6 protein-coding genes and 14 pseudogenes are annotated in these 17655 nt (G+C 60.1%); 13 read left to right on the forward strand and 7 right to left on the reverse strand.

What is annotated here, in order from left to right; genetic code table 11:
- Positions 1-128: 128 nt before the first annotated feature.
- Positions 129-843, forward strand: a pseudogene (locus NKJ91_RS31620) (IS256 family transposase); the annotation flags it as partial.
- A gap of 314 nt (positions 844-1157) precedes the next feature.
- Here the strand turns inward: NKJ91_RS31620 and NKJ91_RS31625 are convergent.
- Positions 1158-2297, reverse strand: a pseudogene (locus NKJ91_RS31625) (IS110 family RNA-guided transposase); the annotation flags it as partial.
- Between the two features lie 21 nt (positions 2298-2318).
- A pseudogene (locus NKJ91_RS31630) lies at positions 2319-2626 on the reverse strand (transposase); the annotation flags it as partial.
- A gap of 300 nt (positions 2627-2926) precedes the next feature.
- Between NKJ91_RS31630 and NKJ91_RS33955 the strand changes: the two are divergent.
- The 4 genes and pseudogenes from NKJ91_RS33955 to NKJ91_RS33960 form a co-directional block, all read left to right on the forward strand.
- Positions 2927-3377 (forward strand): annotated as a pseudogene (locus NKJ91_RS33955) (ABC transporter substrate-binding protein); the annotation flags it as partial.
- 230 nt (positions 3378-3607) lie between these two features.
- Positions 3608-5014 (forward strand): condensation domain-containing protein, encoded by a 1407-nt coding sequence (locus tag NKJ91_RS31635; RefSeq protein WP_352458629.1) that lies wholly within the window; start codon positions 3608-3610, stop codon positions 5012-5014.
- Positions 5015-5042: 28 nt separating this feature from the next.
- The gene (locus NKJ91_RS31640) at positions 5043-6023 is read left to right on the forward strand and encodes a D-alanine--D-alanine ligase family protein (RefSeq protein WP_352458630.1); all 981 of its coding nucleotides are present in this window, start codon (positions 5043-5045) and stop codon (positions 6021-6023) included.
- A gap of 307 nt (positions 6024-6330) precedes the next feature.
- Positions 6331-6592, forward strand: a pseudogene (locus NKJ91_RS33960) (IS110 family RNA-guided transposase); the annotation flags it as partial.
- 248 nt (positions 6593-6840) lie between these two features.
- Here the strand turns inward: NKJ91_RS33960 and NKJ91_RS31650 are convergent.
- Positions 6841-7086, reverse strand: a pseudogene (locus tag NKJ91_RS31650) (IS481 family transposase); the annotation flags it as partial.
- A gap of 253 nt (positions 7087-7339) precedes the next feature.
- Here NKJ91_RS31650 and NKJ91_RS31655 point away from each other — a divergent pair.
- The 3 genes and pseudogenes from NKJ91_RS31655 to NKJ91_RS31665 all read left to right on the forward strand — a co-directional run bounded on the left by NKJ91_RS31655 (position 7340) and on the right by NKJ91_RS31665 (position 9762).
- Positions 7340-7507 (forward strand): hypothetical protein, encoded by a 168-nt coding sequence (locus NKJ91_RS31655; protein ID WP_352458631.1) that lies wholly within the window; start codon positions 7340-7342, stop codon positions 7505-7507.
- A gap of 697 nt (positions 7508-8204) precedes the next feature.
- Positions 8205-8434 (forward strand): annotated as a pseudogene (locus NKJ91_RS31660) (transposase); the annotation flags it as partial.
- An 845-nt stretch (positions 8435-9279) separates the two neighbouring features.
- Entirely contained in the window at positions 9280-9762 is a 483-nt protein-coding gene (locus NKJ91_RS31665) for a GNAT family N-acetyltransferase (protein ID WP_352458635.1), read from the forward strand.
- A gap of 396 nt (positions 9763-10158) precedes the next feature.
- Here NKJ91_RS31665 and NKJ91_RS31670 read toward each other — a convergent pair.
- Positions 10159-10381 (reverse strand): annotated as a pseudogene (locus NKJ91_RS31670) (transposase); the annotation flags it as partial.
- 557 nt (positions 10382-10938) lie between these two features.
- On the opposite strand from NKJ91_RS31670, the pseudogene istA reads away from it, so the two are divergent.
- Both istA and istB read left to right on the forward strand, forming a co-directional pair.
- Positions 10939-12484, forward strand: a pseudogene (istA, locus tag NKJ91_RS31675) (IS21 family transposase).
- A gap of 18 nt (positions 12485-12502) precedes the next feature.
- Complete coding sequence (gene istB, locus NKJ91_RS31680) at positions 12503-13279, forward strand: IS21-like element helper ATPase IstB (RefSeq protein WP_352458632.1); 777 nt, start codon at positions 12503-12505, stop codon at positions 13277-13279.
- A gap of 383 nt (positions 13280-13662) precedes the next feature.
- On the opposite strand, the gene NKJ91_RS31685 is transcribed toward istB, so the two are convergent.
- Positions 13663-14424, reverse strand: coding sequence for a CmcI family methyltransferase (locus NKJ91_RS31685; RefSeq protein ID WP_352458633.1), 762 nt, complete (start codon positions 14422-14424; stop codon positions 13663-13665).
- Positions 14425-14718: 294 nt separating this feature from the next.
- On the opposite strand from NKJ91_RS31685, the pseudogene NKJ91_RS31690 reads away from it, so the two are divergent.
- Positions 14719-15069: pseudogene (locus NKJ91_RS31690) on the forward strand (transposase); the annotation flags it as partial.
- 16 nt (positions 15070-15085) lie between these two features.
- Here NKJ91_RS31690 and NKJ91_RS33965 read toward each other — a convergent pair.
- Positions 15086-15374, reverse strand: a pseudogene (locus NKJ91_RS33965) (integrase core domain-containing protein); the annotation flags it as partial.
- 233 nt (positions 15375-15607) lie between these two features.
- Here NKJ91_RS33965 and NKJ91_RS31700 point away from each other — a divergent pair.
- Together NKJ91_RS31700 and NKJ91_RS31705 are read left to right on the forward strand one after the other, a co-directional pair.
- A pseudogene (locus tag NKJ91_RS31700) lies at positions 15608-16717 on the forward strand (IS110 family RNA-guided transposase); the annotation flags it as partial.
- A 75-nt stretch (positions 16718-16792) separates the two neighbouring features.
- Positions 16793-17255: pseudogene (locus tag NKJ91_RS31705) on the forward strand (transposase); the annotation flags it as partial.
- A 90-nt stretch (positions 17256-17345) separates the two neighbouring features.
- Here the strand turns inward: NKJ91_RS31705 and NKJ91_RS31710 are convergent.
- A pseudogene (locus NKJ91_RS31710) lies at positions 17346-17655 on the reverse strand (IS630 family transposase); the annotation flags it as partial.

Genomic DNA, 17655 nt, shown 5'->3' on the forward strand with positions numbered 1-17655 from the left:
GCCGATGAGACGTGTGATTGGAATGGACATCCACCGCACCTTTGCGGAGGTGGTGGTTTGGGAAGACGGCCGGCTGCGCCATCACGGACGGGTCGACATGACCAGAGCTGGGCCCGATTGCGTGACACGGCTTTGATGACAAGATCCTATTGATGTACGCGCGCGGCATGAGCACCCGGGAGATCACCGGGCACCTGCGCGATCTGTACGGCATCGAACTGTCAGCGGACCTGATCTCAACGGTGACGGACGCCATGCTCGACGAAGTCGCCATCGGGCAGCAAAGGCCGCTAGATCCGATTTACCCGCTGGTCTTCTTCGATGCGATCCGGGTCAAGATCCGCGATCAAGGCATGGTCCGCAACAAGGCCATCCACATCGCGCTGGGCGTGCGCGCCGATGGTGCAAAGGACGTTCTGGGCCTGTGGCTCGAGCAGAATGAAGGCGCCAAGTTCTGGCTGCGAGTGATGAACGAACTCAACAACCGCGGTACAGAGGATATCCTTCTGGCTGTCGTCGATGGCCTGAAGGCTTCCCGGACGCGATCACCGCTGTATTCCCGGAGGCGATCATCCAGGCAGCATCGTCCACCTGCTGCGCAACTCCATGGACTTCGTGTCCTGGAAAGACCGCAAGAGCCTCGCCAGCGCACTCAAGGAAACCTGCCGCGCCGTCGGTGCCGATGCCGCCCATTAGGCATTGGCGGCGTTTGAGACCGGCCTATGGGGCCTGCGCCATCCCGGCATCGGCCAGAGCCGGCGGCGCGCTTAGGGCGAGGTCATTCCATTCTTCGCGTTCCCGGACGAGGTTTGTCGGATCATTTACACCACGGATGACATCGACAAGCCTGATTTCGACTTTTTCGATTCCTGTTGCGTTTCTTTGTTCGGCTCAGGTGAGCCTGTTTCTTCGTCCCGGCCCACAGGATTTCCCATGCGAGCGTGTCGAGACGCAGTCAAAGCTGGCCGGTGCGATGGCGCCGCGGCCGGCTGCGAGGTTTCCAGGCCACGCCTTGACGGCGTCGAGCACGGCGCCATTCTGGAGCGGACCGAGGGCGTCGGTCGTGCCGCCACATTTCCTTGTGCTATATTTGTCCGGCACGGACGACCACGTGGCAAAGAGTGGTGCGAGAGGATGAGAGTGCCGCCACGCAGCCGTTATAGTCGTTCCTCGTTTGTGGCGTCCGTGCGCCGCTTCGGCCCTCGTGACCGCCAATGCCGAACCATTAGCTCGTAGGCACGTTCGGCATTCTCGGCCGCGGCTTTCTCGCTGTTTCGCAACTCCTTCACGTTGTAGGCGTAAGCCGAACCGCGGCGACCGACACCGCGCTCGCCCGGCGCGCCGGCCTTGAGAGCGAGCTGCCTCTGCTTTGCCGCCACCAGCGCCGGGCGAGCCCAGAAGTAGTCCTGCTCCTTTGTCAGCAGATGCCAGATCAACACGGCGAGCTTGCGGGCGAGTGCCACGGCTGCGACCTGATGGCCGCGCTTGTTACGGATGCGTAGGAAGAAGGCCCTGAGCGGTCCGGGCGCCTTCGCCGTCGCCCAGGCGGCCTCGACCAGCATGGCGCGGGCATGGGAACGACCATGTTTGCTGATCCGGCCATATTGCGCCAAGCCAAGACCGGATTGACGCACACGCGGATTGAGGCCGAAGTAGCTCACCAGCTTCTGCGGCTCGCGGAACCGCCGGATGTAGCCGACGGCGGCGATGATACCGCTCGCGACGATGGCATTGACGCCGGTGATCGTCTGAAGCCGCCGGACTTGCACATCATCAATCGCTTCCCGGGCGATGTCGCGATCGAGGTCGGCCAGATCCTCGGCCAGGCGGTCGATCTCGCGGATGTGGCGGGCGATAGCGGCCCGCTCGTCGTCGGGAAGCACCTGCCGCTCGAGCCAGGCGCGACCGCGATTGTTGAACAGATCGGCATGCGGGCACTTCGGCACGAGGTGCGCCTGCAGGATGCCATGCACCTCGTTCTTCACGCGCGTGCGATGCCGAACTACCTGGTTGCGCCGCGCGACGAGGCGGCGAAGCCGCTCGGTCCGCTCGTCAGGTACCCAGACCTCCGGCAGAAAGCCGCTGGCATGGAGCTGCGCCAGAACGCCGGCATCGATCTTGTCGGTCTTAATCCTGGCATGGGCGATCGCCTTCACCTGCATCGGGTTGGCGACAATCACCCGGCCGACATAGGGCGACAGAACCCGCACCACCGCCATGGCGTTGCCCGTGGCCTCGACGACAACCTCATCAGTCCGTCGCAAACTGCGGCCGAACCCTTCCAGTCCCGAGCGGGTTCGCCATCAATTGGAGCAACACGATGCCGCCCTAACACAGCTCTTGACCTCAGCATCGTCATGTGAGCCGGGAAAACGGCGCTGGTACTTAGCGATCAGCTGCGGATCGAAACTCGACTGGCGGCCGCGCGGAACATCGATCTCCAGCTTGCCAGTCTCGGTCGTTACCGTCCTGCGGCCATAGCCGTTACGCGTATTGCCAGCGTCTTCGCCGCCCGCCAGATGGTGGTCCATTTCCGCGTTTCAGCGCGCGCTCCGGTCAGAGCCTTCTTGAGCGAATCCAGCAGGTCGCCCTGTTCGAAGGCGGCACTGGCTGCGCCTCCTGCCAGAAGCTGGTCAAGAAGATCATTCGGTTATCGCAGGTTAGCGATAGCCCGTCAGCTCCACGAGTGTCAGAAAGCCCTCTTCCTGCGCCATGTGCTGCGCAAACGGACGTCCCAGTTCGCCGCCATACAGGATGTCCGGCCCCTTTGCGCGCGATCGATCGCAGCGTCTCGGCATATTCGGGGGTGACCAGCGGGTCCGGGCTGGATCGGCAGGCCGCCGGGCAGATACAGTTTGGCGGTTTCCGCATCGCGCGCGAGATCGCCGCCGACTCGGGGACGCATTCCTGTAGATAGGAAGTTACGCAAATGGTGGAGAAGTGGGCCGTTTCCGACGATAAGAGGCCCTATACCTTCGAGCTGCGGGATGGCCCGGGGTTGGCACGAAGCCACCCCAGTCACCGCAGCGGACTGAGTGGCTTCGATCCGTCGCTGGGGCCAGGTGGATCTCTCTGGCACTGATCATGGAGCGAGCCAGGGATCTCGAAGAAGGACGACAAGACCTTCATCATCGCGCATCGCGCTAATGGCGCCGCTCGACTGCTGCTCGATCTGCTGGTGGCCGCCATATCGGGGCACCGGCTGTTCATACCCGCGAGAGGTTGCCCATCGCCGGCAACCGAGCGGTAACCGCGAATATTGGATCGGGACCGTTTATGTTTTCAATCATGCGCTTGCCAAACCGGGCGGGAACTTCACCTATGACCGCAATGAAAAATACGTACCGCGCAAGGAGCTGTCGGACGGATTTGCCGGCGAACCGTCGTCATTCGACGTCCGTGTTGCCGTGTTCGGCCATATCCGGTTCAAGACATCCCTGTTCGGAACCCGACACACTGCGGCGCAAGTACTCCGCCGTTGCGGCGCGAAATACATGGTTTGTCCCTCTTTCTCACGATCTCTTCGGCGGCACGTCGATTGCATAGGACTCGGTGAAGGACCGTTACGACCATAGCGGTCTTCCAGTCTCCGGCTGAGGAGGTCTATATGAGCATGCTCGATCTCCAAACCAATGCGACAGACGCTGCACTGTTGAGTGCGGTCCCGCCAATTGAAGTTTTGCCGCGTCCGTCACGGGTGACGCTATCCCAGCGGCGGCTTTGGTTCCTGTCACGTTTGCTGGGCGGCAGTAAGGCCGATCACATCAATATGGGGCTTCGGCTTCGCGCCGAGCTGCACGAGGCGACCCTGTCGTTGGCCCTGGACGGGTTGGTGGCGCATCATGAGGTGCCGCGCACCATCTTTAGCTGCGAGCCGTTCCAGCCGATCGGGCCGGCGGACGTCGGCCTGCCGCTGAAACGGGACGATCGAGCGCCGGCGGACGTGGAGGCGAAGCTCGCGGAGCTGACGCGCCATGAAGCGCGGGCAGCGTTCGACTTGGAAGCCGGGCTACCGATCCGCGGGCGGCTGGTTTGCATGGCGGTGGACGACCATGTGCTGCTGTTCACCCTGTACAAAGTTGTCTCGGACGACTCCTTACCGAGGATCGTAACACGCGGGCTCAGCAACTCTACACTGCGGCCTGGGAAGGCCGCGCAGATCGGCCGATGCGGTTGCCAGCGCAGTATGTGTACCACCCGATTTGGCAGCGCCAGTGGCTGGCAGGCGAGGTGTTGGAGCGTCAGGTCGGGATACTGGCTCCGGCTGCTGGCGAGCGCGCCACCCATGCTGGAGTTGCCGATGGACCGGCTCCGTCCGGCGCAGCAGGACTACAGCGGCAGTTACGTCGTATTGCAAGAAACGCTGACTGCGCAGGTCGAGGCGCTGAGGCTAGCTGACGGGATGACGCTATTTTCGCGACCCGGGCTGGTCGCTGGTGCTGGCGCGGTTGTCGGTTCAGGACGAGCTGGAGATCGACACACGGAGCATCACTCGCGCTACGAGATCGAAGGAATGATCGGCTACTTGACTGCGGCAGCGTTCGAAATCGGCGGAATCCCGATCAGCCTTGCAATCCTGCTGTTGATGCAACTGTCGCCTTACGTCCGCTGGTCAAGGAGGACCACCGATATGCACGGGTACCATCCGGTTGAGCCTCACGGCTGCGATATTTTTTGCGCCGTTAGCTTCGCGAGATTGCGTTCTTTTCGGTTACCGCCCTGTACTCGACCTGCGAAAGCTTCGCAAATGTACTCGATCGAGATGGGGTTCGCGAAACGGTCTGGCTCGTGTTCACCACAGTTGGCGGCTCTCATCGTTGTAACTTTGACGAGCTTGCTGGGTACATTCAAACTCTTCCTGCGTTTCCTGCCACCGCCGTTGGTGCAGGCCGGCAGCTTTTCGCTGATCAACACGTATCTCGATTTCCACCTATTGGAGGAAGCAAGCCCGCTCGCCGCTTGGACGTACCGGCGGGACACCGGGGGGGCCAGACGAGTTGTTGTCTTCGATTAGTCAATCCGAAAGAATGAGGGAGTAGCTCATGCGAATAGCTGTCGTGTTGAACGATGACCATACGGGCGTGATCAACCGGTTTGGTCAGCCTTGTCCTGAGGAATACGGCCGAGAGAGGGTCAAAAGTGTAGCGGCGGCACTGCAAGACGGCGGCCACGAGACGCTGCTGTGCCAAGGAGATAAAAGGCTGCTCGCTACGCTCGAGCGGTTCATGCCACCCGAGCCCGATGCCCGCCCCTCGGGAATCGTTTTCAACTTGGCATACGGAATTCAGGGCGAGTGCCGTCTCGCCCACGTTCCGACCATGCTCGAGATGGCCGGCGTCCCGTACACCGGATCTGGCCCGCTCGGGCATGCATTGGCGCTCGACAAGGTTATCGCCAAGAGGCTCATCTGCGATCTCGGCGTGCCGACGCCGAACTTTCGCGTGATGCGTCGCGGCACCGAGAGTACCGGCGACCTGCGATTCCCAATGGTGGTGAAGCCGCGTCACGAATCCGACAGTTGCGCAGTGCAGCTCGTACATGAGCCTGCTCAATTGATGCAGGCCGTAGAAGTGATCGTCACGCAGTATGCACAGGATGCGCTTGTGGAAGAATACATCGAGGGACGAGAAATCACCATCGCGCTGCTGGGAAACAGAGAACTCGAGGTGTTGCCTCCGGTGGAGCATGACTTCGGCGACAACGAAACGCGTCTTCTGACTGGGGAAGCGGTTGCGGCGACGGGGAGTATTTGCCCGGCGCACATCGGGAGTAAGCTTGCGACGAGGCTGCGGGATATTTCGGTTGCGACCTTCCGTGCCTGCCACTGCCGGGATTACGCCCGTGTCGATCTCCGGATCGACCGCTCCGGCCAGCCCTTTGTCCTGGAGATCAACTCCATGCCGGGGCTCGGTATGCGCAGCCCTTATGTCCTGGCCGCGACGACCGCCGGACACAGCTTCTCGAGCTTGGTCAACCGCATCCTCGATGTCGCCTATACGCGGTATTTCGGAATCGGCATCTAGATGTTTAGATGGGGTATTCGGCTCTGCGCCACGCCTTGAACGGGTAGTTCTGAGGTGCTGCGCTCGAGCTGATGATAAAACGTGGTCTGTGTGGACAGCCACAAGCATCAAAAAAGGAAGCGCAGCATGAAGCATTATGCCGGACTGGATGTCTCCGTGAAAGAGACTACCGCATCGTAGATGAAGGGGGCCGAATTTGCCGAGAGCTGAAGGTTGCGAGTCATCCGGACGATCTGGCTGAGGCATTGAAGAACCCCGCATGGAATCTGACCCGCATCGGGCTTGAGGCCGGCCCCTTTACATCAATCAGGCTAATCGCGTCGGGCGTGTTTCCCTATGCGGTGACACCATGATGCGGACGCTGCTTATGAAGCCGCGCAAGTTTTGCTGACGGTGGTGAAAAAGTGGTCATGGTTGAAGGCTTGGGCGATGAACATCGCCAAACACGGGGGCCGGCAAAGAGCGACCGTCGCTCTTGCTCGTAGATTAGCGGTTATCATGCATAGATATGGTCCGACGGCAGTGAGTTCCACTGGGCGCGAGAGAATGCAGCAGCGGTGAAATTATAGCCGGTCATCAAAGGAAAGGGAGAAGCCGATAACAAGATCCGCCAGGGGTGGATGAATGTCCTTCGCTGGACGAAGGATGAAGAGAGGACGTGCCGGGACTCGTATCGATCGTGAGCAGGTGAGAACGCTGTTTAGATTGTCCCCTTCATTCCAACTGGGAGGGCCGCGCGCGTCAATCCCGAAGAGAAGCAAGGCCCCGCGAAAGCATCGAAATCCATTGACCTAGGAAGGCTTGAAGGCGCTTGACTTCAACACGCCGAATAGAGAAGTCCCGGCATTTGGTGGAACCGATCGACGATGAAACGCTCAGGCTGTTCGTGCCAAGCCTTGCAGATGAACGCGTATGGCGTGAGGCCTTTGAGGGTCTTGAGTCTGCCGCCAAACTTGTAGGCCGCGACGAAGTCGACCAGATGCCGACGCAGGTGTTCGTGGCTTTCGTAGTGGAAGCGCTTGACCGTCGCGTCTTTGATGGTGCGGTTCATGCGTTCGACCTGCCGTTATCCGGTATGTGATTTTTGGTGCCTATTCGTCCTGCTGTTCTTCCTTGAGAGCGGCCCCCATCCGGGACATGGGGCACCGGGAGCACGAAAGTGCGGGCAGGCCGTCTTTAGTCCGTGGGCTGAGAGCCCGAGCTCGTTATGTGGCCGCCCCTCGCGACTTTCCCGGATGCGCTGCGAGCGGGGATCAGTAGGTGTCGTGTTGCCCGCCAGCTCCCGTCTTGACTGAGCCAGGAAGGAAGGAATAGGCATGTGCATCATCGGACTGGATATTCACCGCGCCTTCGCCGAAGCAGTGGCATGGGAGGATGGCAGGCTCAGGCGGCGCAAGCACAGCTACAGCGGACGTCGCGTTGCCGGTGGCCTCGATCACGGCAACATCGCAGATCGCCGGCACCCCTCGACGCGCAGCGCATGATAGAACCACACGGACAGGGGGCCGGTTTCCAACACCACGCGTTTTTACGGCCGGCTTGTCGTCGGGCCGAAATCGTAGCCTCGATCGCCGAGCCACTCGGCAACGGAACAATGTAACTCCCCACCGGGCCCTCTGGCGGCAGCGACAACGCCAAATCATGATTGATGAAATACTTCGTTGTTTGCTCCCTTTCCAAGCTGGATTGCTGGATGGGTTGCAAACTATCTCTACACATTTTCCTATAAACCTTGGAAATGTTGAGCAGAACTCTTGCTACTCGACATGGTCGGGCGGGGCAGATAGTGTCTCCTATGTCTTGATCGACATAGGAGACACGCCACCGCCGTGCACCTCGTCTCGGCAGGCGTCGACATCACGGTCATTCGCAGTTGGCTTGGCCACGTGAGCCTCGACACCACCAACCACTGTGCGAAGGCCAATTCGGCGTTCCGGCAACGGCAGGTCATTCGCCATCATGGAAGCGGGATGCGAGCCTGCTCGCCTAGCTCGATACGCTCTGAAATAATCCGAAGGAATATGGGCAGTAACGCCGAAGATCGGCCGATCTTTGGGCACGTTCCTTCGCATTATCGCCACCTGATGATTAGTAAAGCGCGGGAAGACGGATGCAGCAGACGCAGCCGCCATGCGACAACCGATTCGACTCTTTTGTCTCGATCAATCCAGGCGTACGATGCAAAAGATCGGCACGTTCACCATGGAGATCGTCAAGCGGACGTACAAAGCCAAAAGCTTCGAGGTGCTGCCGCGCCGCTGGGTTCTGGAGCGCACATTCGCATGGCGGGGGCGATGCCGCAGGCTGGCCAAGGACTGGGAGAAATCCATAGCTTCCGCAGAAGCCTTGATACACTCGGCCGCATTCGCCTGCTCACACGCAGGCTCGCAAGAGAAAAACATTATTGTTGATTCAGGCTCTCAGTATCTCGCGATGGCGGCGCCGAATCGCCGCATAGTGGGGTGTTTAAAAGCGGGCCTCTCGCCAGCCTCGTAACTCTTCGCAACGATCCACGCCCTCTTCTCTGGAGGGCCACTCGCGTCGGCGGCCGGAGCCCGTGAACACCTCGAACCGGCGGCTCCAAATCGTTCGACTTAAGCGTAAGCTCCGAAAACCGTCATATGTCGAAGCCCTCAAAGGCTCCGAACATCGTCCTTGACGCCGATCGCCGGGCCGGCATGCAATCCAGCGGGTTCCGTCGAGCGACGGGCTGTAAACCCGTATCCTGGGCGGCCGGGACAACTAGGAGGCAGTGCCGAACGAAACTGGATCAGCGTGGGCAATCCAGGAAGAACGGGAAGCGGATTTTACGGGTCGTCAATCGCGTTACGCACTGCGTATGTCCGACGATGTCGGACATACGACATAGCGGTATAGGAGCTATCATGTTATTTTGTAATAAGTTTCTGCTTGGCACGACATATGCGTGCGTATCGGCAAAACGTCACGGACCAAGGAGAAGGCATGTCGCAGATTAATTGGCAACGCCCATTCGGCACGAGTGCTCGTCGCCTTACGAACTGCGTTGTCAACGCGCCCTTTTGGTAATGCCGCCGACCCTGTCACCTGATCGCAACCGGCGAACGCGCGTTTGACATTCATGGAGGGCCTACGACCGCATCATGCGCCGTTTCGGAGTTACGCCAACCTCGTTCGCAGCCACCTGTCCTTACCCACCTGCTTGTTTGGAATTGCCGTTGCCGCTTACCTACAATTGGATGAGATTTGCATGAATCTAGAAACACAACGCTTATTCATGCGCCCAATACGTGCTTGGGACGCTGATGCCCTGCATCGCCTTCAATGTGATCCGCTAGTAGTCGAATCAACGATGCAGGGAATTCCGCCAACGCGGGAAATGTCTGATGCGCGACTGTCCCTCTATCTTCATGAGTGGGAGACCTACGGGATTGGGATTTGGATGATCTATGAACGAGAAGAGAGTGGTGACTTGCGTTTCGTGGGACAGTCCGGGGTGAGCCGCTTCGGTAGCGATATTCAATTCGGGTGCGCCTTGTTCGGATCGCGATCCGGTCAAAGGATTGGACCGGAAAGCCTTAAGCCAGTGTTCGAATTCGCCTTCGCAACCCAATCTGTCGATCGGTTGGTCGCTGTCATACGCCCGACGAATACACGGTCTCTCCGAATGACAATTGCACTGGGCCTTTCCTGCCTTGAGCCGGTTGTCTTTAATGGAACGGAGTATCAGTTCTATGAAATGCGCCGTCCACCTCAGTGATGCTGAGATGATGGGGAATGGTAACATCCTCGTCTGGCAGAAATATTTCGGCGTGACGGAACCGATGGCGTTGGCCAGTTGGTCCGAAGGTGCCGCTTTTTGCGGCAGCGGGCAACCCTGTTGAGATGGGCAAATTCTAGTCTCGAAGCAAATATCCAGACCTGCAAAGTACTCCGTCTTCTCTCTCCGTTCCGATTCGCAAAGGCTCGCGGACTGCCGCCACGTTGCAAGCCGCCTTGATGCACGGCGATGAGCTTCGGCGGCGTGAATGGGCTATCGGTCGCCGTTGTGGTGCTTTTCGACAAGCCTCGTCGGGCGCCGGCGGTGATCCGTCGTGACCGTAGGCGAGGGGTTTGCGGGTTGAGGTCGGCGGGTTTCTTTCGGGACGTCTGCGCCCTATCGTTTATGTCGCGAGTTGCGGGATGCGACTGAGGACGATGCGCAGGATGCGCTGGTCCGGTCAGGATGTCGGCAGGTGCAGGCGGATTTGGGTTTTCATCTCGACCACCCGCGCGATCCTGATGAGGCGCAGTCGCAGCGTGTCGAACTGGGCGACGGCGAAGCTCGAGCGTTTCGGCATGTCGGCGCGCAGGCCCCACATGAGCCAAGAGGCGCCCGCACCGTCCACAAGCAGCGATGCCCTGCAGCAGCGCCGCTCCCTTGCGCGGCACGCCCGAATGGCCGGATCCGGAGCGGTTGATGTTGTTGGCCAGTCGCCTCTGGCTCTCGATAAACGCCATGGCGAATCCGCCGCCATCCACCCGCCGAAGGCCATAAACATGCGCTCCGGCCTAGGCAGGATTTTGGAGAACGCTGATTACTCGTGAGCTATCGGCTTGGCGCCACACCACATCGTGCGGCGCCGGGCCGAGAAGGGGATGCACGGACAGCGGTGCGCGCGAGATCGGCCACGAACTGAAGGCCATGTCGCACTGGCCGGACGAGTGCCGCGATCTGCTTGGCTTGGTGGCGCGAGATTTGGGTCGGCACGGCGTCAAGTGCGTGTTCCGGTAATTCCCGGACACCCTTTTCGCTAAATCCCGGACAGTGATTTCAGTAATTCGCGGACAGCGATTCCGCTAAATCCCGGACGGTTTTCGGGAGCGGATTTAGCGGTCGGTTCTCGGCTGCGCCGTTCTGGCATTTTGGCCTCTCACGATGATGTTGAGAGGGGCCATGCCGAGACGGAAGCAAGCGACACGAAGGAGCGTGAGGGATATCCAAGCGATCTTGCGCCTGACCCATGAGCAGGGTCTTTCGGTGCGTGAGGTGTCGGAACGGCTCAAGATCAGTAAGACGACAGTATCTACCTATTTGCTGCGGGCGCGGGAGGCCGGGCTGTCATGCTGGCCGCTGCCGCCGGGCCATGACGACGCGACGCTTGAGCGGCTGCTGTTCGGCCGTGCCGGTCGTCCGCCGCAAGACCTGAGCGAACCGGACTTGCGCTAATCGCCAGGGAGTTGAAGCGCAAGGGGGTGACGCTGACGCTGTTGTGGCAGGAGTATCGCGCCGCCCATCGCGACGGCTACGGCTACACCTGGTTCTGCGAGCACTTCGCCGCTTTCGAACGCCGGACGAGCGCGACATTCGGCAATCGGCATGCGGCGGGCGCGGTGATGCAGACGGACTATGCCGGGCAGACGGTGCCGGTGATCGATCCGGCGACCGGCGCCATTTACCCGGCGCAGATTTTTGTCGCGGTGCTGGGCGCCTCCAATCTGACCTTCGCCTTTGCCAGTTCCAGCCAAAAGCTGCCGGACTGGATCGAGGGCCAGGTGCGAGCGCTCGCCTTCTTCGGCGGCGTCACCAGAGCGATCGTGTGCGACAACCTGAAGGCCGGTGTCGTCAAGGCGCTGTGGTTCGAGCCGACGCTGAACGCGACCTTTGCCGCGATGGCCGAGCATTACGATACCACCATCCTGCCGACCCGAAGCCGGAAGCCGCGCGACAAGGGCAAGGTCGAGGGCGCGGTGCTGATCGTCGAGCGCTGGATTCTGGCACGGCTCAGGAACCGATCCTTCTTCTCGATCGCCGAGCTCAACGCGGCGATCGCCGAACTGCTCGAGGAGCTGAACAACCGGCCGATGCGCCATGTCGGCCAAAGTCGCCGCGAATTGTTCGAGGAGATCGAGCGGGCTGCCTTGAAGCCGCTGCCGGCGGCACCGTTCGAATACGCCGAGTGGAAGTCGGTGAAGGTCCATCCTGACTATCATGTCGAGGTCGACAAGACCTCCTACTCGGTGCCGCACCGGCTGATCGGGCGCACCGTGGAGGTGCGGCTTACTCATCGAGTGGTCGAGATCTTCCACGATCACCAGCGTGTCGCCAGCCATGTCCGCCGCTCGCAGCGCTCCGGCCATGTCACCGTCAACACCACATGCCCAAGGCGCACCAGCGCTACGCCAACACCACGCCGGCCAGCCTGATCAGCCGGGCGGCCAGGATCGGCCCCAACGCCGCCATTCTGGTCGAGCGCATGATGCACGACCGGCCACATCCGGAGCAGGGATACCGCTCGGCCATGGGCATCCTGTCGCTGGCGCCGCGCTATGGGCGGGAGCGCACCGAGGCGGCTTGCGAGCGGGCGCTGCTGATCAACGCGATCACCTACGCCTCCGTCACCGCCATTCTCAAAGCCGGCCTCGACCGAGCCAGCTCTGCAGAACCGGCAAAGCCGACACCCCAGCACGCCAACATCCGCGGCTCCACCTATTACCAGTGAAGGAAAGGAAGAAAGAAAATGCTGACGAACCCCACCCTCAACCAGATGCAGGCCCTCGGTCTGGCCGGCATGGCTGCCGCCTGGCGCGAACTGGCCGAACGCACCAACGCCAACGAGCTCAGCCGTGACGAGTGGCTCGGCCTGATGCTCGACCGCGAGGTCGCCATGCGAGCCGACAAGCGCGTCCGGAACCGGCTCGCCTCAGCCAGGCTGCGCTTTCCCGAAGCCTGCATCGAGGACATCGACTTTGCCGCGCCACGCGGGCTCGACCGGCGCAGCACCATGGCGCTCGCCCAAGGTGAATGGCTGAAGGCGCATGAGAACCTGGTCGTCACCGGCCAGACCGGAACCGGCAAGTCGTGGCTGGCCTGCGCCTTCGGCCGGCAAGCGGCACGGCTCGATCATTCCGTGCTCTATGTGCGCGTGCCGCGCCTGTTCGAGGATTTGGCGCTCGCCCGTCTCGATGGCCGCTTCCCACGCCTCATCGACAAACTCACCCGCGCACAACTGCTCATCCTCGATGACTTCGGAACCCACTCCCTCACCGATCAACAGCGCTTCCATCTGTTCGAAATCGTCGAGGAACGCTATCGCCGCAAATCCACCCTGATGACCGCCCAGGTCCCGGTGGCCAGATGGCATGACCTGATCGCAGACCCTACCGTCGCCGACGCCATTCTCGACCGGATCGTGCACAACGCCCACCGCATCGTGCTCCAGGGCGATAGCATGCGAAAGCAAAAAGCAGCGCCCCTCTTGACCGGCACCGAAAACAGCGAAATCAATCATCCATGAACGCAACAAGGCACCCGAGCCACCCGCCTCAATACGCCGCTCTTCTCAAACCGTCATCACCAAGGTTCAGTCTCCGACTGGTTCCTCGTCGCGCTGAGCGCGACATCACTGCCTGCATCCCGTCCAAGACCAACCGCAAAGTGCCGATCCTCCATGAAAGGCGGCCCGTCGCCGGATGTTCCCGCTGTTGGCCAATGTGCTCCTGGACGAAGTGGGAGGCGCCTTCTCTACCACCAGATGCACAAGTTCGAGAACATGTTCAGCAGACTCAAGGATTGGCGGCGCATCCACACCCGCAAGATCGAGTCAAAGCCATACCCTGCCACGCAAAATGAAGAGCATGGCCTCTTGGTCTCTCAAGCCGGCAACCTATCTGTTCATCCTTACGACTTTCGAAGCCATGCATTTGGAGCACAAGTAAAATTGGTCCCGAACGCGTCGGTGTAGTAAGTATCAATTAAAAATCCAGACTGCTCGACCAACTGCAAGCCATCGATAATCTCTTTATCAGCACTCAATGGCTCGTCCTCGATAACGTAGTAATCACCAGGTAGAAGGAAGCGGCCCAAGTAAGAAAATATCGAAAAAACTTGTATGTGCGCATCATCGACCACGAGCCAAGGATGGGGTAGCCTCTTCAGCAGATCTTCGTCGAAAGTGGAAACGTTTGAAAGATCAACATGGTGAAATGTAAGCATTGGATGCTTTGCATTTACATGGATGCATTCGGAATTAATATCGAAAGAATGAACTTCACCATAATTATCGCAAAGTACAGACATTTGATCAGCAAACCACAGTCCGCTTCCGCCCTGAAGAGAACCGAGTTCCAGAATTGTCCTCGGTTGAAGTTCCCAAATAAGCCTCGTATACAAATGTAGATCAAACGGGGTCTTTACATTGAGTAACCCTTTATACGTTTGCGCCAAGGCCCCAATTTTTGTTGATTTGTTTGGAAAAAGCTTTGCGTGAAAAGACGAGTTCCATCCTCGTGCCGATGGCTTTGCAAAGCGGTCGGAACAATCAGCATTGACAACGCTGGCTAGTGCGATTGCCCAATCAAGATTTCCACCCGGCTTTGTTTGATCCGGGTAGTTCTTGTGGGCGGCTTCGCAAAAAGCCTTATGACCGGAAGTAAGTTTCATAGGTCTATCTCCTTGCCGCATCTGTATTGTCCCCTTAAGGGGCAGCTCGATTGGTCCCCTACAACCAACTAAACCACGGCCTTCCTCCCTTGGGGAGCTACCAAATCAAGTAGGACTAAAGCGCGTAAGGGCGTCGTGGTAGCACGCCGTTGTCCGCAGCCGCGTGCAAGCTGAGCACGGGAGGAAAGCAAAGTCCGCACACGGTGGCTGTCGAGGCTCTTGACCGCACCTTCTTTATACCAGCCGGTCCGGATAATTTGGGCTACGCCGCAGGCATCGTTGTCATCGGTCTTGATCGCCTGCAAGCCCGGCTTCTTCCTGCCGGTCCGGGTGCTCTCACGCCTGTTCCGACGATTGTTTCTGGAGGATTTGAAGAAAGTCTTCGACGCCGGCCAGTTGCAGTTCTTCTCTGGCTTGCAGCCATTGAGTGAGCGCGACTCCTTCCTGCGCATTCTCGCCCTCCTTCGAAAGGCCGAGTGGGTGGTCTACGCCAAACCTCCCTTTGCCGGGCCGGAGCGGATCCTCGATTACGTTGGGCGCTACGCGCATCGGGTCGCCATCTCCAACAACTGCATCATCGATATCGGGGATGGCGCCGTTCGTTTCCGCTGGAAGGGCTTTCGGCACGGCAATCGGCAAAAGGTGACGTTGCCCCCCGTTTCTATCCAGTTTTGAGTTCGTTTCCGGCGTGTTGTGCCCTGCTGGGCGGGTGAAGCGACGGGCGCTGGCGCGGAGCCTTTGGCATAGCGCAGCGCGAGCGACCGTCGCAGATTGAAGGTGGTGGCGAACTCGGCCGGTGGCTGCCAGGCGATTTGGGAATGCGGCCGCGCGGTGTTGTAGTCGGCGCGCCACAGGGCGATGGCGACGCGTGCCTGAGCCAGCGAAGTAAACAGCGTCTCGTTGAGCAGTTCATCGCGCAGTCGGCCGTTGAAGCTCTCGATGAAGCCATTATCCGGCATGATGTTCTTGGTGTCATCGTTTGTTCGGTCGTCATGTGTCGTTAAGCTTGGCGCATCCGGGCCACGGGGCACCGGGAGCACGCAAGGGCGGGCAGGCCGTCGTATGCAGATGAACTGCGAGTTCGAGCACGTTATCTGGCCGCCCCTACGACTCGCCCGGATGCGCTGCGAGCGCGGATCCGTATTTGTCGTGTTGCCCGCTGGCTCCCTGTTCGTGACCAACGATGGAGGGAACCGTGCGTATCGGCATGGACATACACCGCGTAGCCGCCGAGGTCGTGTCGTTGCTTGATGGCAAGATCGTCAAGCTCGGCCGCGTTCAAATGCTGCGCAACAAGCTCAAGGAGTTCGCCAGGAAGGAACTCACCCACGATGATCATGTGGTGATCGAGGCCACGGGCAATGCTGCTGCCGTCGCTGAAGTGCTGTCGCCCTACGTCGATCGGATCGTGATCGCCAATCCCAAGCAGGTGCACATGATCGCGCACGCGAAGGTGAAGACTGACACGATCGACGCCACTGTCCTTGCGAAGCTCTACGCCTCGGGCTTTCTGCCGGAGGTCTGGGTTCCGGATCCGGGGACCCTTGCCCTCCGAAGACAGGTCACCAGGCGGACACAGCTGGTTCGCCAGCGTTCGCGGCTGAAGAACCTGATCCAGTCAATCCTCCACGCCCACCTGATCCCGCCGTGTCCGCATGGGAACCTCGTCGGGATCAGCGGGCGCAAATGGCTGACGAGGCAAATATTGCCTGCGGATGAGCGCGCCGCCATCGAGCGCCACCTCGGCTTGATTAACCAGATCAACGAGGCGTTGACGGTGGTCGAGGCGGATATCGCCGTACATGCCCTTCAGGATCCGACAATCCGCCGCCTGATGACGTTGCCCGGCCTCGACGTCACCGTGGCTGCGAGCGTTGCCGCGGCAATCGGCGACATACGGCGCTTCAGCGATCCACAGAAGCTCGTTGCCTATCTTGGCCTCAATCCGAGCGTGCGGCAGTCCGGTGAGGGGCCAGCCTATCACGGGCGCATCACGAAGCAGGGCCGCGGCCATGCGCGGGGGATGCTGGTCGAGGCGGCATGGGCGGCTGTGCGATCGCCAGGACCTCTTCGCGCCTTCCACAAGCGGATCGCCTCGCGCCGCGGGAAGCACATCGCGGCCGTCGCCACTGCGCGCAAGCTCGCGATGATCATCTGGCACATGCTGAGCAAGGATACCGACTACATCTGGGCCCGGCCGGCCTTGCTCGCCCGCAAGTTCAGATCGGTCGAGCTGCGTGCCGGCCTTCCGACCAGCCATGCCAGACGCGGCACCGCCTTCGACTACAACATCCCGGCGAGTGTCTCACCCAAGGGGTGCAGTCCACCTGTCTCCGGAATGAACTGTCACCCATCTCTCGGGAAGGGCAATCTCGTGCGGGCTCGAGAGGCTGCAGCTGCACAGGAGACTTATAAGCGGGCGGGTCAGCGGCTTCAGTCGTCCTACTTCGACACGGCCGCATCTATTCGGGCCGCTCATCGTGGTCGCTGGCGCATATGCGGTGGATATCGACTCTCAAGTTCGAGCATACGGCCCACTTCATTGTACTCAAGGAATACTGCCAGGCGATCGAAGAGCCGAGGTGCGCTTGAAGCGTCTGACCGATCTGATTTCGGAGACTGTCAAATCTTGGACAATGGCTCCTGTTGTCGAAGCCTATCAGGCGTTGCGAGGCGTGTCGTTGACTGCCGCCGTCGTCTTTGTTGCCGAAATTGGCGACATTCCGTCAGAGAGCTCTACAGGTGAACATATCAAACGTGGCGGGATCACTAAGGCCGGGAACTGTCGGGCCCGCCGCATGCTGGTCGAAGGCGCATGGGCTTACCGCTTCCATGAAATATCATTTTTCGGAATGAAACGCTTTCAATAAACGATATGATTATAGACCGATGGTCTTTTCTTGCATATCATCTGCCCGTCTCTACACAAGAGCGAAGTCGGCGTGGAATTCTAGTGGATGGAATCTGACGGCGGCAATGATCTTGTCGGGGTCGGCGGTCCAACTGAAGGGCTTTGGTTGCTGGTTGTGCTCTTCGAGGAAGCGGTTGATTGCGGCCTGGAGGTCGACCACGGAGTGGAAGACGCCGCGCTTGAGGCGACGCTTCGAGAGCTTTGCGAAGAAGCCCTCGACCGCGTGGAGCCATGAGCACGAGGTTGGCGTGAAGTGGAAGGTGAAGCGCTGATGACGGCCGAGCCAGGCACGCACCTTGGGGTGCTTGTGAGCGGCGTAG

This window comes from Mesorhizobium sp. M0040, assembly GCF_040323505.1.
In the GTDB taxonomy this organism is placed as follows: domain Bacteria; phylum Pseudomonadota; class Alphaproteobacteria; order Rhizobiales; family Rhizobiaceae; genus Mesorhizobium.

What these genes read in the sequence shown, in the direction of transcription:
- NKJ91_RS31635 (WP_352458629.1), top strand. Translation starts at nt 3,608, where the DNA reads ATGAGCATGCTCGATCTCCAAACCAATGCGACAGACGCTGCACTGTTG.
- NKJ91_RS31640 (WP_352458630.1), top strand. Translation starts at nt 5,043, where the DNA reads ATGCGAATAGCTGTCGTGTTGAACGATGACCATACGGGCGTGATCAAC.
- NKJ91_RS31655 (WP_352458631.1), top strand. Translation starts at nt 7,340, where the DNA reads ATGTGCATCATCGGACTGGATATTCACCGCGCCTTCGCCGAAGCAGTG.
- NKJ91_RS31665 (WP_352458635.1), top strand. Translation starts at nt 9,280, where the DNA reads ATGCGCCCAATACGTGCTTGGGACGCTGATGCCCTGCATCGCCTTCAA.
- istB (WP_352458632.1), top strand. Translation starts at nt 12,503, where the DNA reads ATGCTGACGAACCCCACCCTCAACCAGATGCAGGCCCTCGGTCTGGCC.
- NKJ91_RS31685 (WP_352458633.1), bottom strand. Translation starts at nt 14,424, where the DNA reads ATGAAACTTACTTCCGGTCATAAGGCTTTTTGCGAAGCCGCCCACAAG.